Here is a 17,270-nt window from a genome sequence, read left to right as displayed (position 1 = left end):
AACACTTATTCCTAATCGACCATCATCAAATCAGCACAGATTTGTAAACAATCAACGTCCTGAAAACACAACGAAAAGAGGCTCTTTACTATGAAAAAAATCAATGTCCTAATTGTCATTGCCGCACTTATCCTAATGTTTGTTTCCCTTATTAGTTGGATTCTTAACCAACAAACCTTTGCAATTATCAGTTCCAATCTAGGCATTGTGATACTCGCAATTATGTATCTTTGGGATAATCGAAATAATTTTATGCAATAAAGTGCCAAAACTTCTGACAATAAAATTGTTTTGAACACTTATCACATCAATGGTAAGTGTTTTCAAATTTAATTTGGGTACGCTTTCTCATCTTTTATCGGATATCTACGATGTTTTTTCAAAATTTTTAACCCGTCAACTATGGTGGTTGGTGGTAAATACGTGCAATCCATGATCCACGTTAAAAGCATTTATTATTTTAGCAATTACGCTATTTTACAGGAGATTATACTATGGCTGAGGTTTTATGCCCCGTATGTGAAACTAATAAATTAACATTGATGACATCAGAAAAATTATCTGATGGTAAAATTTGTGCATCATGTTTGTCAAAATTAGGGTTAACGCCAGGTACGGTTGGCAATTCAACATTACTAAAAGATATATCGGTTTCTAAAGCTCAATCGTTAATTCAAGGCAATATTAAATTGAAACAAACTAACGCGTCAAAGATTCCTCGTGTTGCTACCGATGACATCAATCCTACCCCAACATCTAATATCCCAGTACCTGACGAAATTAAGGGCTGGAATTGGGGTGCTTTTGCATTTAGCTGGCTTTGGGGAATTGCCAATAAGACATATCTACCACTTTTGACGCTTGTCCCTATTTTTAATATCGTTTGGATTTTTGTCGTTGGTGCAAAAGGAAACGAATGGGCTTGGCAAGATGGCGACACAAAAGACATCGCAACCTTTAAGGCAATTCAAGACACCTGGAATCGTGCGGGAATCGCCAAATTAATCCTAGTCGTTTTCGGTATCGTCGTATATATTTTATTTTTAGCTTCATTTATTAGTGCCATCACTTCATATTACACATACGGATACTAAAAAATTTTCCACATGATAACTCTATGGCACAAATAACCCACTTTTTTTGTGGGATACATATCTTTTGCTAAGTCGCAAAGGAAGTTTCATTCTGATCGAAATGTTCGAAGCAAGACTGGAAATGGTAGCCCTCCCTATAGTTGCATTCATATTAACTATTTTCTCATGTTTCAACACGATCCTACAGTCATGGTCACCGATATTATGTCTGATGTCTCGATAATGACTGGCTCAGCTACGCACTTCCATTTCTTGTTCACAAAAAAAAGTTCTAAAGAACGCTCAGCTGGTACGGCTATCATCTGGTTAAGTCTGCTTTCCGCATTTTATTTATGGCCACTATTATTAATTTACGTCATTGGAAATGATAAATGTAAAATATTTGTCCGCCGATTAACCAACATTTGTCTGATAATGTTAGGTATTTCACTAGTTGTATATTTGTTGATGCAATTCATTCAATAACCATTCCAATTAGATGCAGATCGATGTTTAAATTCCTTATAATAGCTATTCATAGTTATTATAAGGAATTTAAACAAAACAAAAAACAGAAGGTCTTCTTCATCTCACGCTATCGTCATTCTTTTTTCTCTTTAAAATGTAGATTTCTATACTTAAGCAGCTATAAGCCTTTAACTAATTGGATTAAATCAATGTCTTTTTCATGTTTGTTGGTACACATAGCATGAATTGAATTTATGGTGCTTAATTTTACAAATTAAAAAGCAACAACTTATGTCATTGCTTTACTACGCGTTCAAAGTATCAACTCCTTTGTGCGCTAAGATTAAAAATGTTTTCTATGATGCAGGAATCACTCGAACGGTTGCTGTACGTGGTCCATTAGGTATTTTACTAATCATAATCTGCGTTGAATCGTGATCTTTTTTGTCATATTTTTCAATATAAGCTTGATCTATCGCCACCATCAAGGCTTCATTTTCCTTATCTGAAATTATCTCAAAATCAACTACGTATTCTTCACCACCGATACTTATTCTCCCGGACTTTTGCGCTTTTGCAGCCTGATACCAACGAGAATTCTGTCCATATCCAGCACGACTATACAGATTATTCTCCGTGACAACCGACCAGATATACGTCAAAGTACCTATCGTTTTCATATCATCATGATATGGTGCAATATGTCAATCATCAAGTTTTGAAAATTCTAATAATTTTTTATCCGTCCACATACTGCGAAACCCTTTCTTTTAACACAATTGAAATTAAAGAAAATATGTTAATCATTAAATAATTGGTCTGATTCACTTGAAATAGCTCTAATTACGATTGGTGCTTGAATAACAAACAGGCCAAAAATAATTGGCGGGAATACATATACACCCAATCCCGCGATTAACATAATCAAGAAATAATATTTACTCGATAGTAATTTGTAAACTGGCATATTGTAAATCATTGTCGCGATTTCACGGTCATTCTCACTTGCAATCGCTTTTGATAAAATCAAGTATGCATACAACCAGATTGCATAAATAATTAAATAAAAGATTGCCGGTTGCCAATGCATAATATATTTACCAAACCAGGCAGTTGAAACAGGAAATAACGACGACGTAAACATCCACAAATTATTTGCCCAGAAAATTTTCTTGGTAATTTTATTTGCGATGCCAAACATATAATGGTGGTTATACCATGCAACCAAAATATAAATAAAACTAATGAGATACGCAATAAAATTTGGCAGTGACTCTGCTAGATTATGCCATGTATATCCTTCTGGAACCTTTAACTCTAATACCATGATGGTTAAAACAATAGCGATAACTGCATCTGTAAATGCTTCAACTCGACCTTTATTCATAAACTCTCCAAATCACAAAATTAATTTATACATACATTTTACAATAATTATCATGCAATTTAAATTTAATTTAATGGTTAAAAAGTAAAATAACTTTCAATATTATTTAATCCACGATGACGATTAATTAGAGCACTCAAATATCTAACTTTATTCACTTAAAAATTTAGTCTCTTGTCCCTCCCAGTACGCCCCAGTCATTTATTAGCATTGTCATTTAAAAAACAAATTGTGATAAATCATTGGCACAGACGCTAAAGTCATTCGAGAACATATCAAAATTCCGCCCAAGAAAGTGGTTCAAATTTCCTGCAAAAATAAGTTATAAAACCTGCAAAAAAATAGGGAAAACAAATGAATTTACAGGAATAAAAAAGAATAGAAATATAAAGAAAAACCCCATTGTAACGGCGTTTGTACCGTATCAATGGGGTTATAAACGATTTCTAATTATTTCAAACCGTACTTCTTGTTATTTTATGGTATTGGCTATGTAAAGGGATTTAATAGGATATAGGTGGAAAAAAGGTGCCCAAACAAAAATACACTAAGTAGAATCAACTATCTAGTGTGTTTATTTGTTTACGTCGTTCATTGATTAAATTTTGCAGTTCATTTAAATCTTCGCTGGTTGCCTGTTTTTTTGCGAACGAACGAGCAGTTGATCGATTTCGCAAATATCTAGCTCGTTCTCTATTTTTTTCTTGCCACGCTTTATTTGCTTCATTCTGAGCCGTAGTAGATGGTTCATCATACTTCTTGGGGCGCCCTAATTTATTCTTTTCTTCCACAACTATCACCTCATTTTTTAATTAAATAGTTGATACAAATTGACTAATAATGAAATGATCGCCATTACTAATGCTAAGTAACTAATGAATTTCACTTTATTATTCATACTTAGATTTGATATAATGAAAGTACACGAAAGGCGGGCTACTTATAGCCCTTACCTTTTATTATTTAAACAAGTTTATCAATGCTGTTATTAGTGAGATGATTGCCGTTATCAGACTAACCTTTTCAACATGTGATAGCTTGTTTTTATTTACGCGCTTTTTCATTAAATCCCTCCTTCCCTCATTCAATATGATAATTATACCATCGATATTATATAAAAAAGGTATCAATTTAATGATACCTTTTCATCCTAAATAGTTTCGCGTCGTTCATCTATCAGGTTTTGCAATTCATCCAAATCATCACTAGTCGCCAAATTTCGAATAAATGATCGCGCTGTACTTCTGTAATTCAAATACTTTGTATACTCTTTATTCTTTTTTCTCCAGTTGTTGTTTGCTTCATTTTGGCTCACTTTTTCATCAGCATCCTTTTGGGGCCGTCCTGCATTATTTTCGATTGTCATTTACTGCCCCCAAAATAAATAGAACCATTCCAACATTCGTAATCGCAGAAATGGATTCAGAATGAACAAACCAATTACCAACTATGAGAATAAGTAGAATAATTAAGAACCACTTGTTTTTATAAAAATTTGTCATGTTATTACTTAGCATGTTAGAATTTAATTACACGAAAGCAAGGGTATTTCTACCCTTACTTTGTTATTTGTCGTCGTCTTTCTTATTCTTTCTAAGTTGTTGAACTATCGCAATTGTTGACACAACTTGGAATAAGATTTCGGCGACTTTTTTAATATCGTCTAACATTACTTTCTCCTTTCTATATATATTATACATACTCTTATGAGTATTGAAAGTCAACCATTTTTACCTGCTTAATTCACTTATTTTTGACAAAATAAAAAAGCCATTATTAACAAGATAATGGCTTTTTTACTAATTGTTCTATTATTTATTCTGTAGCTAATTGTTCTAAAGCTTTTTGTACTGATCTGTTATTTAAAACTCGCTTAACACTAGCCTGAAGTTTAACTTGTGATACACTATTCGATTGACTACCGTTATGAACCATGGAATTAAGTAACTTTTCATTTGTCTTAAAATTTTTGCTCATAATTTTATCCTCCGAAATTTATTTTATAAACGCTTCTATATATCTTATCATAAAATCAAAATTCATTTCAACATTATTTTTAATAAACTTTTCAATATCTGTAATTGTTAATTCCTTATTAGCAATTCTTTTTGTTACCTCATAAAGAATACTATTGTCACCAGAAACTGTAGCTACGTTATGATTAGAAAAACGATATCCATGTACATCTAAATAGCTTAGCGCTGCTAACATTGCTGTTCTTTTATTGCCGTTATGAAATGCCTGTCTCTGTGCTATTTCACACCATAAATTTGCAGCCTTATTAATAATAGTTGGATGGGTTTCCTGTCCAAATAAAACTGAATTATACAAACTCCTATTTAATATAGATTCAAGTACTCCAGAGTCCTTGACCCCGTACATACCCAAAACTCCATCTTCTTCAAATAATTTTTGTGCTTCTGTATTTAACGATTCAAGAAAATCCACATTCATTTTATGTTGGGGTAACATCCAAAAGCTGCCGACAAGATTATTATTATCAATTTGAAACTCAACCGTTCCAGCAAATATTTCGTGACCATAGTCATCTTTTTGACTCATAACGATATTCCAAACAATATCGGCATGTTTCAAGTGCTTAATCTGACTTTTAATTATTTCACCAACATTATCACGTTCTTCTTCGGTATTATAAAATATCAATATTGGCATTTTCTTATCTATCAATTTCTGTAGGTCACCGAACTCAAATTTATTTTTTTTCTTCTTAATTCTTTTGTTCATGGTCCTATACCTCAATTTAATATTACCATACAAGAAAGATTTACTTAATAGTATTAATATAGCTCTCAATGAATTAGAAAACAATATCTTCATACCAAAATAAAAAGTATACTAAGTAGAACCAACTATCTAGCGTTTTTTTTATTTCTACTATTTTATGGCACTTCATCAAATTCGTGTGTATGAATAATACTCAAAAATTGATTACATATGTTTCCTGTTCTAATCTCTGATTTCCAATAACTATTTCTTTACAACTGACTTTTTTAGCTCCTTGTTTTTTATAAAATTCAGTAGCCACATTTTCTTTTAGCACATCAATGTAGGCACTATTCATATTTTTATCTCTCAAATATTCTAATCCTTTAGAAAATATCTCAGTGCCTATCCCTAATCCTTGATATTGTTTTAATATATATATACTTGCTATTTTATTAATTTCTTGGTTAATTTCAATTCTCATGAATCCAACTACTTCATCATTATTAGTTACTACTAAAATATACATAGACTTATCATTAATCTTATTCTCCCAAGATTTAATCCAGTCATTTATCTTCAAACCATCTAGGTAAACTTGATCAACAATCCCCTTATATGTTGTTTTCCAAGATTCATTATGCACACTTGCAATACCTAAAATGTCATTTATATTAGCTTGTCTGATAATCATAGTGATATTATAACTTTATTCACTTATTTTTGACAAAATAAAAAGCCCATTTGATATTTAATTCTATCAAATGGACTTTTTCCATTATTTAAATCAATATTGTTACCGATTATTTTTAATATTTGTTTACCACTCAAACACAAATAACCACTAAATGTATATTGACATTATGATGTGAATTTACTGATACTTTGCCGTACCTGTCTAGCGTCTCCTGAGACATAAAATTTCACACCATATAACTTAACTTGACTGTTTTCACCGATAACATCAACACTGTCAGGGGAAATACTGGTTAGCAGGTCTTCTTTCCACTGATCTTGTTCAAGTAATTGAGTACCTTTAGGCTCTATATAAATTTGGTAGATATAAGATTCATTAGCCAAATATAAGACGAAGTCTGGCAAGAAACCAGCGTAATGAGACACCTCTCCAACGAATTCATGTAGTTTCAATTGAGTATTACGCTCATCGCTACGAATTAAATAGACGTCTTTGTACTGGTTTTGCAGTACATCAATATAACCTTGGATTAGCTCAATTAAACTGCGTTCTAGTTTATCCACGATTGCATCATTATATACAAACCAAGGTGCCTTTCTATAGTCATATGCTTGAATAATTTCACTAATACCTGTTCCAGTATGATTAATAGGTATACGTTTTTGGTAATCCTGTACTGCGTCTTTGATTGGCAACGCAACAAATTTATTAGTTCCACGTTGTCGTTTATAGTTCATAATTAACATTCGCTGAATATAGTCAAGATATCTTCCAACTACTAGTAGCTGTGTCTCTCTATCAAGTGATTTCTCTGAACCAGTTGATACAGTCGCTTGTATTTCCTTTATTTGTCCTAACCAATGCAAATCATGCATGAATTCGGAAACAGATTGAAGCGTAGGCATGTATTTTTTCATAGTATTAAATCTGAAAAAAGGATTACGTGCCATGGCCTTCTTCACTAGGGCGTCATCTACCTTAACAAGACGCGTCTCATTTACACCACCAACTTGTTGCGTATCAAAAGCCGTTGCTTCTAAGGTTGCCGTCTCAATATTAACAGTAGGAAGTTCAGCAACAGGTACACCATATTTTACCAAGCCATCGTATTCATTTTCTGGGACATCCTCGACTTCGTTATAGTACAACTTACCATGTTGATACACAGGTGATTTTTTAAACGAATCTTTAACCGTTGTCGTCAAAATATCAAAGTCTTTATCATCTTCAACTTGCAACTGCATAGCCTCAAACGACTTCGTCAAATTTTCAATATATTTTTTATCATTAATAGTGTGATAATGCAACGATTCTAATATTTGCAATTCTGGTGTACTGTGATCAAACCTTCGTGTAAACGAAGTTGTCCCTTCATAGGCAAAGGGATTATATCGTGCACCTCGACCGATTAATTGCGCTTCGCTATTGGTCTGTGTAGTTGTAATTGGTTGTTCACCAATCCTGACGATATCATAAAGATTCAACACATCCCAACCTTCAGAAAGCTTAGCCACCGCAAAAATAACTCTAAATGGATTGTTTAGTTCCTCTAAAGTATTCAAATTACGCAAATCATTAAGATCTCCCAAAATACCATTACTACTTGTATCATTGACATTAATCGTATTTAATGACTGAAAATCACGTTGTAATTCCCGTACTAAGCTTCCCAAATCAGTCGTTTGATAGTATTTGAATGCTTGCCGCAATGTCGATGATTGCGTGGTTTTTATTTGATTAGTAATAAATAGAGATAAGGATTCAACAGTTAATTGATCAATAATGGTTAAAAATTGATCGCGAGCTGCTTTTGATATATCAATTTTGTTCGATTTAAATAAAATTACTGGTTTAAAATCTGGAACGCCAGCTTGACGAGCCATATGCTTACGATATTGAGATAATAGCACAGCATTAAGCATTTTTTCATCATCAGCAGCATTGGCTTGTAACCTCGCAATTTTTTTAGAATAACCGGCATCCTGAAACTGTTGTAGGTCATACTGAAAAGCCACTTTGTCGCGATATTTCTCGTATATGAAATCATTGTTTAAATCGATTGTAGCTGTAAACTCTAACTGACGATTTTCCTTATTAGATTGCCGAATACGGTCTAAAACGTACTCCCACGCTTTATTTTTTTGATCAGTCTTACTTTTTGTACCTGCTGAAAAATGGTGTGCTTCATCAGCTAATATAATAAGTTTCTGTTTCGCCAAGTCTTCATACGTCAATCCGTTTTCTCGCGGTGTATTTAACTCATTTGCTAAAGTTTGAATGGTCGTCAAACGTAAGTAAATCACCCCTGGTTCACTCTTCGTTGGGAAACGTGTAACCTCACGTAACTCAATTATTACGCCATCAATGCTTAAGGGCTGCGCAAAAAGATATTTCGGTGATTGCGCATTAAGCATATTTTCGCGCGTCTTAGCAATAACCGCATTTGTATTAACGACAAATAGAAAATTCTGATAGCCAAATTCCTGATAAAAATACAATATGTCAGCTGCCATCACATCTGTTTTTCCGGACCCGGTTGCCATATGGAATAACAATTGACTAAAACGACTAGCAACATTGTCATCCTTTTGTGTGTAATTCAAATTGTATAGGGAATGCTTTTGATAATCACGTAACTGATGCTTAAGATTGCGTTTAATATAGTCTGGATAAATAAATGAATGTCTATGTTCATCATTTTTTAAAAAGTCACTGCTATAATCTCGAATCTCATGAATAATTGGTAAGACGAGTTCTCGTGCTTTCTTTTTCGCCATTACAGATCACGCTCCTTATAGAAACTCTTGTTGAAAGAAATGTCACTCTTAGACATCAAATCTTGTACGTCACGGTCTTCCATATCACTATAAGCGTAATACAACTGATTCTTATCAATGACTTTGATCATCAGCTGCTTTTTTTCGACTAATGTCATCACTTGGAATTCAGGATCTTGCATCATCTTTTCAACATCAACTCGGAAGTCAAAGTCAGCACTACCAGCAATCATGCGATTAATGACTGCATCTAATTGTTTAGCCGTTTCTGTATGTTGGACATCTTTGAGATATCCTTGATTCTTTTCCATCAATTCAGCATAGATAAATGCGCCACCACCTTGCCAATTAACATCTTTAGAGATCCCACCTTGTTCTCCAGCAATCACCTTTTTGAGGCGCTCCACAGAAACAGTCTTAATGTAATCCATCTGTTCAATCCCGATAAAGCGACGGTTCATCTTCATGGCGACTGCCTGTGTTGTTGCAGTACCCATAAAAAAATCTAACACTATATCATTCTCATCAGTGGCAATATTTATAATTCTTTGAATTAATTTTTCTGGTTTTTGTCCAGAAAAATTTAATAATTCTTTTCTATAACGGTCAGTGGAGTATATATCATCCCACCAATCTTCTAATTTCTTGCCTTTAGCCTCAGTTTCTGATTTGTAACTTTCAGAACTGTCCTTATTCCCAAAAACTTGCCCAGAATTATGAATTCCACTTTTATGTTTGATAAATTGAATATGATATTTAGTATTATAACCTTTGCCATAATACAAAATATCATCATGTTTACGTGGAAGAAATTTATTGGAACCAGATGGTCCTGTATAATTCCAAACAATATTATTCTTAAAATACTGTTCTCCGAAAATGTTGTCCATTAATACTTTTAAATAATGAACTTCGTGATAGTCAATGTTAATAAATATACTTCCGTCATCAGAAAGTAGCTTTTTTGCAATTTGTAGACGATTAAACATAAAAGTTAACCAGCTTGAGCGATTATATTTATCATTATATGCAAAGCCATCTTGACCTGTGTTATAGGGTGGGTCCAAATATATTAATTGGACTTTACCCGCATAAATCGCGTTCAAACTATGAAGAGTGATCAAGTTATTTCCTTTGATAATTAAATTATCATCATCAAAGTCACTGATAGCTTCACCATCTAAATGTTCTTCGTCATACTTAGTAGCATTAACAAATACTTTGGGTTCCAATAATTGGTCAATTTCAGCTTTAGCGATCGTTTCATGCAAAAAAGGTTCATCAGTATCTTTTTGATCTTCTTTCGTCATACCAGCTTTTAAAACGGTATCTTTGAAGGGAAAATCTAACACAACATCAGCAGTCTCATCAATAAACTTACCACCCGCAGTAAGTCCAATTTTGTTTTCGAATTTCGTGTAGCTATCTTGCCAATACTCTTTATAGGTAAACATTTCAATAAACTGGTTGAGCTTAAAAATTTCTATACTTTCACCATTTATTGTAAGTTTTTCTGTATATGTGCTATGAATTAGTTCATCTGCTAATAATACTTTCATCAACATTGGTGTATATGCATCAAGGTCTTCTATCACTTTATTACGCCTCAAAGCACCTTTTTCTGAAAAATAAGTATTCCCAAAATCTTTTAAAATAGATTTTGTTATCTCCATAATTTTTGAATCAATCATTTTTTTATCCTCGTTTGCTAGATAATATTTGTTTAATTTCTTCAAACTCATCTAAAATTTTTTGCTAATTCGCCACTTATTTTTCATTCTTAATGATAACAGCGAGACCTAACGCAGTTATAAATTGGCAATTTTTCGTTATATTTTTTTCTTTAAAAAACACGAACTATTGTACGAATAACAATCCGTTTATCCATGATTACATGATGATTTATGAAAGATAAACGTGAGAAATCTAGCTTAAATTTATTCACTTCTTTAAATTATATACTACGGAATCTAAAAAAATATATTGAAAGAACAACATGAAGTATAAAACTTAAGAAATTTGGCTTTTTTTAATTTTTGTTCTAATAATTCTCCACCGGCCTAATTTTTATCTATAGAAAAAATGCCATTTAATTTCCGTTTTAAAAAACGTACTTATGTATAATGGCCCTTTAGAACTCAATTCTTGGGCCTTATTTTTTTATGCTGCTAATAAACAATTTGCGTCGTACCAAACCATACCAAACCCTCCATAACCAATACCTGTGCCATTAGATTCATAATCATAATTATCAATCGTTCCAGCGTTCATAGGTTGGTTGAAACGTACAACTGCCCCAGCATTCGTGTGCCAATTGTCACCACCGTCTACACGTGTAACTAATGACATAGGAATACCATTCTTAGTCCAGTCAAAATCAGAACCGTCTGACTTTGCACCAGCTAATGAGTAGTTAACCATCTGCCAGATACCTTTCACAAATTTCACAGCGTCAACTCGAATATTGGCGTTAGTTGTAAACTTATTGCCGACATTCTTAAATTGTTGAATTGCTGAATCATTTGGAACGGATGGCGCAGGTTTATCACTAACATCTTGACCAGAAGTGAAGAAATCATCATACAGTTGTGAGACGTCGAACACACCTAATGAGCTGGCAAATGCAGCCTTAGATGTCCATTGCCAACCATGCTCGGTGTTAAACCAGTTTTGACTTGCTACTGGTTCATATGGATATGAAGCTACCCAAGCTTTATCACCATCTGGTGTGACATTGATGTGCGAAGCCATAGAATAACCGGTTGAACGGTACCCACCGACGCGCATCACTTCATCTTTGAACGCCTGAACAACAGGTTGCATGGCGCTACCCATTGCCATTTGGTTGGCATTCTCAACGTCAGCAACTAATACGGCACCAACAGGTAACCCAGCCTGCTGTGCAGCTGCAACTGCATAATCTGCTTCAGCGATCGCACCAACTACTGTCGTAGACCACGAATAAAAAACGCCTGATATTTATCAGACGTTTTCAAAAAATTCAATCATAATAACCGTTGTAATATGTGTCTTCATAATCAATCTTTTTCAAAATCAATTGATCACCATCTACTCTTAAAAACCATTTTTCATAAAACCGTTCTATTCGTGTCCGCTTATTTTTTAGTGCATGGCCTTTAGAATCCACAATCTGGCCTGTGACATCTGACACAAAATAATTTCTATAGCTTCCGTGGTAGACTACACACACCATGTCAGTATATAAATCATCATCTATTTCTATACTAGTAATTTTGATATCAGTGACAATATTTTTAACTTTATTGACTTTATTCTTTTGTATTTTTTTATTTTCTTTTGCAAACATCTTTTTTAACATGGTTTGCTTAGTTTTGCTAATATCATTTTTTGAAATTCCGTCTTTAAAATCCATGAACATTTCACGGTAATAATTCACATCATAGATTGGTTTAATTAACTTTGCTTTCCAAATATCCTTAATTCTATAAATCGATACTACTAGTAAAACAATTAATAAAAATACGCTCATTCCAATAAGATTCGAATACAACATTGTACATCCACCTCTAAAGATAGATTATATCAAAAAAGGCGACAACCTAAGCCATCCCCTTTATGAATTATTCGATACTAACATGATAATACAGAACGTCTACAATCCGCCTACAATAAAACTACAGTCAGACTGTAATTCACAAATATTTTATTTGGCTCAAGTGTTGTTCACAAACAAATTGTTTCTAAATCTGTAATCGTAGTATGGTCATGCCTACAGTAGATTATTTCATCTTTGCTTCTTCACACCACGAAATAAAAAACGCCTGAGATTTATCAGACGTTACTGTTATATACAAATAAATGATTATTGAATACTTCGCCACCTGTCAAAGGCGTCTTTATCTTGTAATAGTTTAAAATACTCAATATCTCTATTTGCTATGACAGTAGAAAGCTCATCATTTTGCTTTTCTTTAATTCCACTAATTGCATCGCTTAACAAATTTGTAAGTGGTTCTCCTATACCCTTTTTAAAGTTAAAACCAATCATCTGCAAAACATTAAACGTACTTCGCGAAAGTAGAGGTTTTATTTTATTTAAGTTATCCATCATATCATCACTATCTACTAATAATTTTTCTATAGTAGGAACGACAGTCTCCGCAATAAACGTTAAATCTTCATCAGAAATTTTTTGTGCTATAAGTTCATTCTCAAAATATCCTGAAATTCTTTGCAGTTCTTGCTTATCACTCAACAATTCAGAAATAATATCCGTTAACTCGGCTATAGTCTCTTTATCATTCTTCTTGGCTTTAGAGGCCGTTATTTTATCATGGATGATAGTTGCAGTATTTCTAATCGTAATATCAGCCAATTGTGCCACTATTTTATTCGTTTCTGGATCCACATTATCACCTGCTTTATTTTTGATACATATATTATAACAAGATAAGGTAACTGTGATATATCAAAAGAAGTTTTACATTTCATTCAAATTACTTCTTCTACAAAAAACGCCCAACATTTGTCAGACGGCCTATTACTCTCCACGTTTTGCACGTTCCCATTCGTTCTTAAAGTATGTGCGAGCAACAGTCATTAACTCATTCCGTGCTTCAAAAATTTTATTCGATGATTTTTTATGGTAGTTTAAGAAATCATCATAATTTTTTAGTTGATTGTCTATTTCATTGCCATTAATCTCTTCATTCAAATCACTGAAAACCGTCTCTAATCCATCAATCGCATCATTTAATTTTTTATTATCATCTGCCGTTGAAATGTATAGATGTAGGTTAAATGCTGTCTTTGTATACTTGCTTAATTCGTCGTTCGCTTTTTGAGTCAAATCATTTAACTTTTCATTTTTATAGAATCCCGTCTTTGCAGACACTACTACTATGCCCGCGGAAATAGCACTTTCTGCATATATTCCCAAATCAGAAATAAGTGACCTGGCTGTATTCATCCATTCTATACGATTCTTAGAAATAAGATCGGCTCTAAAACTTTTCCTATTCCATATTGCGTTAAAAATTAACCCTATTCCAGCCAATAACGCTGAAATACCGACCCATTGAAAATGATGATCTCCCGTTTGAAACAAAAATTCACACCATGTCATTTATTTGTCTTCCTCTATTTACATTCACGTATTTAATTCCTTCGTAATTCCTCTAATTGACGCATTTTAGATATTCTGCTAGTTACTACAGCTTTCAACATTAATAACACACCAATAATAGCAAATATATCATCTCTATATTGATTTAGATTTTGTTGCTGTTTTGTTTTGCCAGCTCTATCTAATTTAAGACCATCTTGTCTAAGTTGGATATTTCTCGCAGATTCATCGTAAGTAACAATTGTTCTAGTTAAGAGATGTATTAATTGCCCAGCGTCATTGAAATCATCTATTTTTTTATTATAAAAATATTCATTCTTGCAGTATGTTACAAACCATTTATATTGATTTTTGTCGTTTTCTAGATTATATCTTGATCTAATTTTCTCAAATTCCGATTGACATCTCTTCAATGAACTACCTAATATCCTTTGTGGCGTTATCATATCTGCCCCTTCTTTAATCAGTTGATTGAAAAGAGAGCCAAAATTCATTTCAATCTCAGTCCATTCATCCATCTGATTTTTTTCAAAAGAAGACATTAAGGAAGTACTAGTCGATGAGAGGTTCGAAATTATTTCGAGCATGTTCTTAAGAACTTTTCTTTCATCTCGATACCTATTTATCCACAAATCATTCCGTAATTTTGTTGTTTCGCGCCCTACCTCTTCCCGAATTTTTCTCTCTTGATCTTCCTTATTTTGCTTGTTTACAATCATTGTCAATATTACACTTATCACCACAGATATTAATGCTCCTATTGGTGAAGTTTTTGAAATCAAATTAATATTATTATCAATTAATTCCATAGTAATAAACATTCCATATGAAAGTACAAGAAAAATGATAATTGTAAAGCCAAATTTTTTATTCATAATTTACTCCTTATGAATAAATTATAGCAAAGTACCTATATCAATATAGTAACCACCATAATAAAATGATAGATAGTGTAATCAAAATAGAAGACAACAAATGGATCCAAATATTGTTACTACTATGGATTACAAATAATATACTGGTTTTTGATATCACGAATGTAAGTGTTATTAATAAAATTATTCGAATTCTGCTCTTCATACTATTATCAACTTTCCTGTAAAAAAAGGCGACAACCTAAGTCATCCCCTTTACGAATTATTCGATACTAACATAATAATACGAAATGCCTACAGCCCGTCTGCAATAAAACTACAGTTAAACTGTAATCGAAATTGAACACTGTTGAAATTCCCCTTAAAGTGTCGAGTGCACTATTGTACTATTATTTATTAAAATCATTGTATGATTTTAATACTAGATTTTCTAAATCAGATATCAATTGAATTTTATCTGGGCTAACATCATATTGATTATCCTCTACACTTTTAATAATATCGCCTAATCCAGTGATCATTTTTTCGTACTTTTGTTTATACTCTGACAAATATTCTTTTTCTAATATATTTTCAGCTAAAATACTAAGTTGCCAATTATTTTTCCATCTGGATAGTAAAGAATTTACATTTTTGGAATTTGAAAGTGTATTTTTTAATTCACTATTAGTTATATTTTCATTTCTTTCTAGTTTATTGAAGTGCGTGGTCATATCAGCGTCAACAATCATTTTCCAGTGTTTGTAATCAGTTGAATGCAAACTAATATCTTCCTTCAAATTACTTATTTGGTGAAAAACAACATAGTAACCATCCCTCTTTTCTTTTTTTCTATCTCTATTATTTATCTCTCTATTAGCTTTGTTAGAGAGGTTAAAAGACAGTAATACAGCACCCAGAGTACTTATAGCACTTAGCCAATCGGCAAGATTTCCAAATCTATCCGGTATAAAAATGGCTCCTATCACTATCATGATACCCATTGATATGCTACCAATTATGTTGTTCAAAATTATTTTTTTATTTTTCATAATTTACCCCAAGAAAAAATTATATCAAAAAAGGATGACATAAATCATCCCTTTTAAAATAACTATGTATTGTTATATTAGCCAAATTTGTGCATAATTGAAGTAGGTGTTTTCTAGCGCGCCACCGACAAGGAGGAGAAAATATGAAAATAATATATAAAAAGGATCACACATGGATAAAATGATGTTCATTGTTTTATTTCTAAATGTACTTGGTGAGTTCATACTGAACCTATCAAAAGCATATAAGAATATAAAACACTAATTTATTTCAATTTCATAATTGAACAGATAGGATAGAACGCTAGGCGATTCAGGCAGTGTATTGCCTTCATCGTCAACTTTTTAGGGTATACCCTAAAGTATATCACTACTACCAAAATTTTCAAAATTACGTCTACACAACAAAAATTAAAAAATACATATAATTAAATAATAGAACATAGGGAAAAGCATAATGAATATACAAGAAACACTATTGGACGTGATGAATAACTATTCTACATGGAAAAATTTGTCTTTTCAGGAAAATCAACCTCAATCTATTAAATCTAAATCACTAAAGAATGCATTTAATACGGAATACTGGTCAACTAATTATCGAATCAAGGGCTCCGTTGGACAATTTAAAAATTGGGCAACTATACCTTGGATAGGAATATTTGATAAAGATATTACTTTGGGTGCTTCGAGCGGCTTCTATATTGTCTACCTATTCTCTTCTGACATGAAAAGAGTGTATCTTTCTCTAAATCAGGGATGGAGTTACTATGAAAAAAATATAGAGTTAAATGATAATCCTGAAGCCAATGTTAGTAATGTTTCCGATTACTGGCGTGAAAATTTGACAACTCCAAGGCTAGACATAAACATTTCAGCTGATCCAATCAGTTTAATTAATAACCAAGAATTAGTTAATACACGTTTACCTAAAGGATATGAATTAGGTAATATATTCAGTATCGAGTATAAAAAGGAAAGCTATTCGATCACTAGGATTGTTAAGTTAAATGAGCGTGCTGAATTTTTCGAAATTAGAGGTAACGAGCTTCTTAGTGAATTCGATTTAACTCCTATTAATTTCGAGATTAGTTTAAAAAAGCGTTAGAGTATTTATGCTCTAACGCTTTT

General features: G+C 32.6%; 17 protein-coding genes and 1 pseudogene. 3 read left to right on the top strand and 15 right to left on the bottom strand.

Features of this window, described 5'->3' with window-relative positions; genetic code table 11:
- Nucleotides 1-494 precede the first annotated feature (494 nt).
- Nucleotides 495-560 (top strand): annotated as a pseudogene (locus H9L19_RS08530) (hypothetical protein); the annotation flags it as partial.
- A 177-nt stretch (nt 561-737) separates the two neighbouring features.
- A complete protein-coding gene (locus H9L19_RS08320; RefSeq protein WP_243198238.1) occupies nt 738-1,094 on the top strand; it encodes a ribonuclease G in 357 nt (118 codons plus the stop codon).
- 803 nt (nt 1,095-1,897) lie between these two features.
- Here the strand turns inward: H9L19_RS08320 and H9L19_RS06435 are convergent.
- The 15 genes from H9L19_RS06435 to H9L19_RS06365 all read right to left on the bottom strand — a co-directional run bounded on the left by H9L19_RS06435 (nt 1,898) and on the right by H9L19_RS06365 (nt 16,139).
- The gene (locus H9L19_RS06435) at nt 1,898-2,221 is read right to left on the bottom strand and encodes a DUF2255 family protein (RefSeq protein ID WP_205160248.1); all 324 of its coding nucleotides are present in this window, start codon (nt 2,219-2,221) and stop codon (nt 1,898-1,900) included.
- A 119-nt stretch (nt 2,222-2,340) separates the two neighbouring features.
- Nucleotides 2,341-2,928 carry a TMEM175 family protein gene (locus H9L19_RS06430; protein ID WP_187528853.1) on the bottom strand — a complete coding sequence of 196 codons (588 nt, stop codon included), beginning with the start codon at nt 2,926-2,928 and terminating at the stop codon, nt 2,341-2,343.
- A gap of 557 nt (nt 2,929-3,485) precedes the next feature.
- Complete coding sequence (locus H9L19_RS06425; protein ID WP_187528852.1) at nt 3,486-3,719, bottom strand: hypothetical protein; 234 nt, start codon at nt 3,717-3,719, stop codon at nt 3,486-3,488.
- A 359-nt stretch (nt 3,720-4,078) separates the two neighbouring features.
- Complete coding sequence (locus H9L19_RS06420) at nt 4,079-4,294, bottom strand: hypothetical protein (protein ID WP_187528851.1); 216 nt, start codon at nt 4,292-4,294, stop codon at nt 4,079-4,081.
- Nucleotides 4,295-4,743: 449 nt separating this feature from the next.
- A complete protein-coding gene (locus H9L19_RS06415; RefSeq protein WP_187528850.1) occupies nt 4,744-4,905 on the bottom strand; it encodes a hypothetical protein in 162 nt (53 codons plus the stop codon).
- A gap of 18 nt (nt 4,906-4,923) precedes the next feature.
- A complete protein-coding gene (locus H9L19_RS06410) occupies nt 4,924-5,673 on the bottom strand; it encodes a type II toxin-antitoxin system death-on-curing family toxin (protein ID WP_187528849.1) in 750 nt (249 codons plus the stop codon).
- A gap of 193 nt (nt 5,674-5,866) precedes the next feature.
- On the bottom strand, nt 5,867-6,346 hold the full coding sequence (locus H9L19_RS06405; RefSeq protein ID WP_187528848.1) for a GNAT family N-acetyltransferase: 480 nt from the start codon (nt 6,344-6,346) through the stop codon (nt 5,867-5,869).
- A gap of 167 nt (nt 6,347-6,513) precedes the next feature.
- On the bottom strand, nt 6,514-9,126 hold the full coding sequence (locus tag H9L19_RS06400) for a DEAD/DEAH box helicase family protein (RefSeq protein ID WP_187528847.1): 2,613 nt from the start codon (nt 9,124-9,126) through the stop codon (nt 6,514-6,516).
- Entirely contained in the window at nt 9,126-10,868 is a 1,743-nt protein-coding gene (locus H9L19_RS06395) for a site-specific DNA-methyltransferase (RefSeq protein ID WP_243198142.1), read from the bottom strand. The genes H9L19_RS06400 and H9L19_RS06395 overlap by 1 nt, the downstream gene beginning before the upstream one ends.
- 418 nt (nt 10,869-11,286) lie before the next feature.
- Nucleotides 11,287-12,060 carry a GH25 family lysozyme gene (locus H9L19_RS06390; protein WP_243198237.1) on the bottom strand — a complete coding sequence of 258 codons (774 nt, stop codon included), beginning with the start codon at nt 12,058-12,060 and terminating at the stop codon, nt 11,287-11,289.
- 67 nt (nt 12,061-12,127) lie between these two features.
- Nucleotides 12,128-12,661, bottom strand: coding sequence for a hypothetical protein (locus tag H9L19_RS06385; protein ID WP_187528845.1), 534 nt, complete (start codon nt 12,659-12,661; stop codon nt 12,128-12,130).
- A 309-nt stretch (nt 12,662-12,970) separates the two neighbouring features.
- Entirely contained in the window at nt 12,971-13,516 is a 546-nt protein-coding gene (locus H9L19_RS06380; protein ID WP_187528844.1) for a hypothetical protein, read from the bottom strand.
- Between the two features lie 132 nt (nt 13,517-13,648).
- Nucleotides 13,649-14,233, bottom strand: a complete 585-nt coding sequence (locus tag H9L19_RS06375) for a hypothetical protein (RefSeq protein WP_187528843.1) — start codon at nt 14,231-14,233, stop codon at nt 13,649-13,651.
- A gap of 32 nt (nt 14,234-14,265) precedes the next feature.
- Entirely contained in the window at nt 14,266-15,108 is an 843-nt protein-coding gene (locus H9L19_RS06370) for a hypothetical protein (RefSeq protein WP_187528842.1), read from the bottom strand.
- Nucleotides 15,109-15,497: 389 nt separating this feature from the next.
- Nucleotides 15,498-16,139, bottom strand: a complete 642-nt coding sequence (locus tag H9L19_RS06365) for a hypothetical protein (RefSeq protein ID WP_187528841.1) — start codon at nt 16,137-16,139, stop codon at nt 15,498-15,500.
- A 457-nt stretch (nt 16,140-16,596) separates the two neighbouring features.
- Between H9L19_RS06365 and H9L19_RS06360 the strand changes: the two genes are divergently transcribed.
- Entirely contained in the window at nt 16,597-17,247 is a 651-nt protein-coding gene (locus H9L19_RS06360) for an MrcB family domain-containing protein (RefSeq protein WP_187528840.1), read from the top strand.
- Nucleotides 17,248-17,270 lie beyond the last annotated feature (23 nt).

Source organism: Weissella diestrammenae (genome assembly GCF_014397255.1).
Taxonomy (GTDB): Bacteria; Bacillota; Bacilli; order Lactobacillales; family Lactobacillaceae; genus Weissella; species Weissella diestrammenae.
The sequence above is the reverse complement of the archived record's forward strand: the minus strand, read 5'-3'. Positions and strand labels throughout refer to the sequence as shown.

What these genes read in the sequence shown, in the direction of transcription:
- H9L19_RS06435 (WP_205160248.1), bottom strand. Translation starts at nt 2,221, where the DNA reads ATGAAAACGATAGGTACTTTGACGTATATCTGGTCGGTTGTCACGGAG.
- H9L19_RS06430 (WP_187528853.1), bottom strand. Translation starts at nt 2,928, where the DNA reads ATGAATAAAGGTCGAGTTGAAGCATTTACAGATGCAGTTATCGCTATT.
- H9L19_RS06420 (WP_187528851.1), bottom strand. Translation starts at nt 4,294, where the DNA reads ATGACAATCGAAAATAATGCAGGACGGCCCCAAAAGGATGCTGATGAA.
- H9L19_RS06415 (WP_187528850.1), bottom strand. Translation starts at nt 4,905, where the DNA reads ATGAGCAAAAATTTTAAGACAAATGAAAAGTTACTTAATTCCATGGTT.
- H9L19_RS06410 (WP_187528849.1), bottom strand. Translation starts at nt 5,673, where the DNA reads ATGAACAAAAGAATTAAGAAGAAAAAAAATAAATTTGAGTTCGGTGAC.
- H9L19_RS06405 (WP_187528848.1), bottom strand. Translation starts at nt 6,346, where the DNA reads ATGATTATCAGACAAGCTAATATAAATGACATTTTAGGTATTGCAAGT.
- H9L19_RS06400 (WP_187528847.1), bottom strand. Translation starts at nt 9,126, where the DNA reads ATGGCGAAAAAGAAAGCACGAGAACTCGTCTTACCAATTATTCATGAG.
- H9L19_RS06395 (WP_243198142.1), bottom strand. Translation starts at nt 10,868, where the DNA reads ATGAGTTTGAAGAAATTAAACAAATATTATCTAGCAAACGAGGATAAA.
- H9L19_RS06385 (WP_187528845.1), bottom strand. Translation starts at nt 12,661, where the DNA reads ATGTTGTATTCGAATCTTATTGGAATGAGCGTATTTTTATTAATTGTT.
- H9L19_RS06375 (WP_187528843.1), bottom strand. Translation starts at nt 14,233, where the DNA reads ATGACATGGTGTGAATTTTTGTTTCAAACGGGAGATCATCATTTTCAA.
- H9L19_RS06370 (WP_187528842.1), bottom strand. Translation starts at nt 15,108, where the DNA reads ATGAATAAAAAATTTGGCTTTACAATTATCATTTTTCTTGTACTTTCA.
- H9L19_RS06365 (WP_187528841.1), bottom strand. Translation starts at nt 16,139, where the DNA reads ATGAAAAATAAAAAAATAATTTTGAACAACATAATTGGTAGCATATCA.
- H9L19_RS06360 (WP_187528840.1), top strand. Translation starts at nt 16,597, where the DNA reads ATGAATATACAAGAAACACTATTGGACGTGATGAATAACTATTCTACA.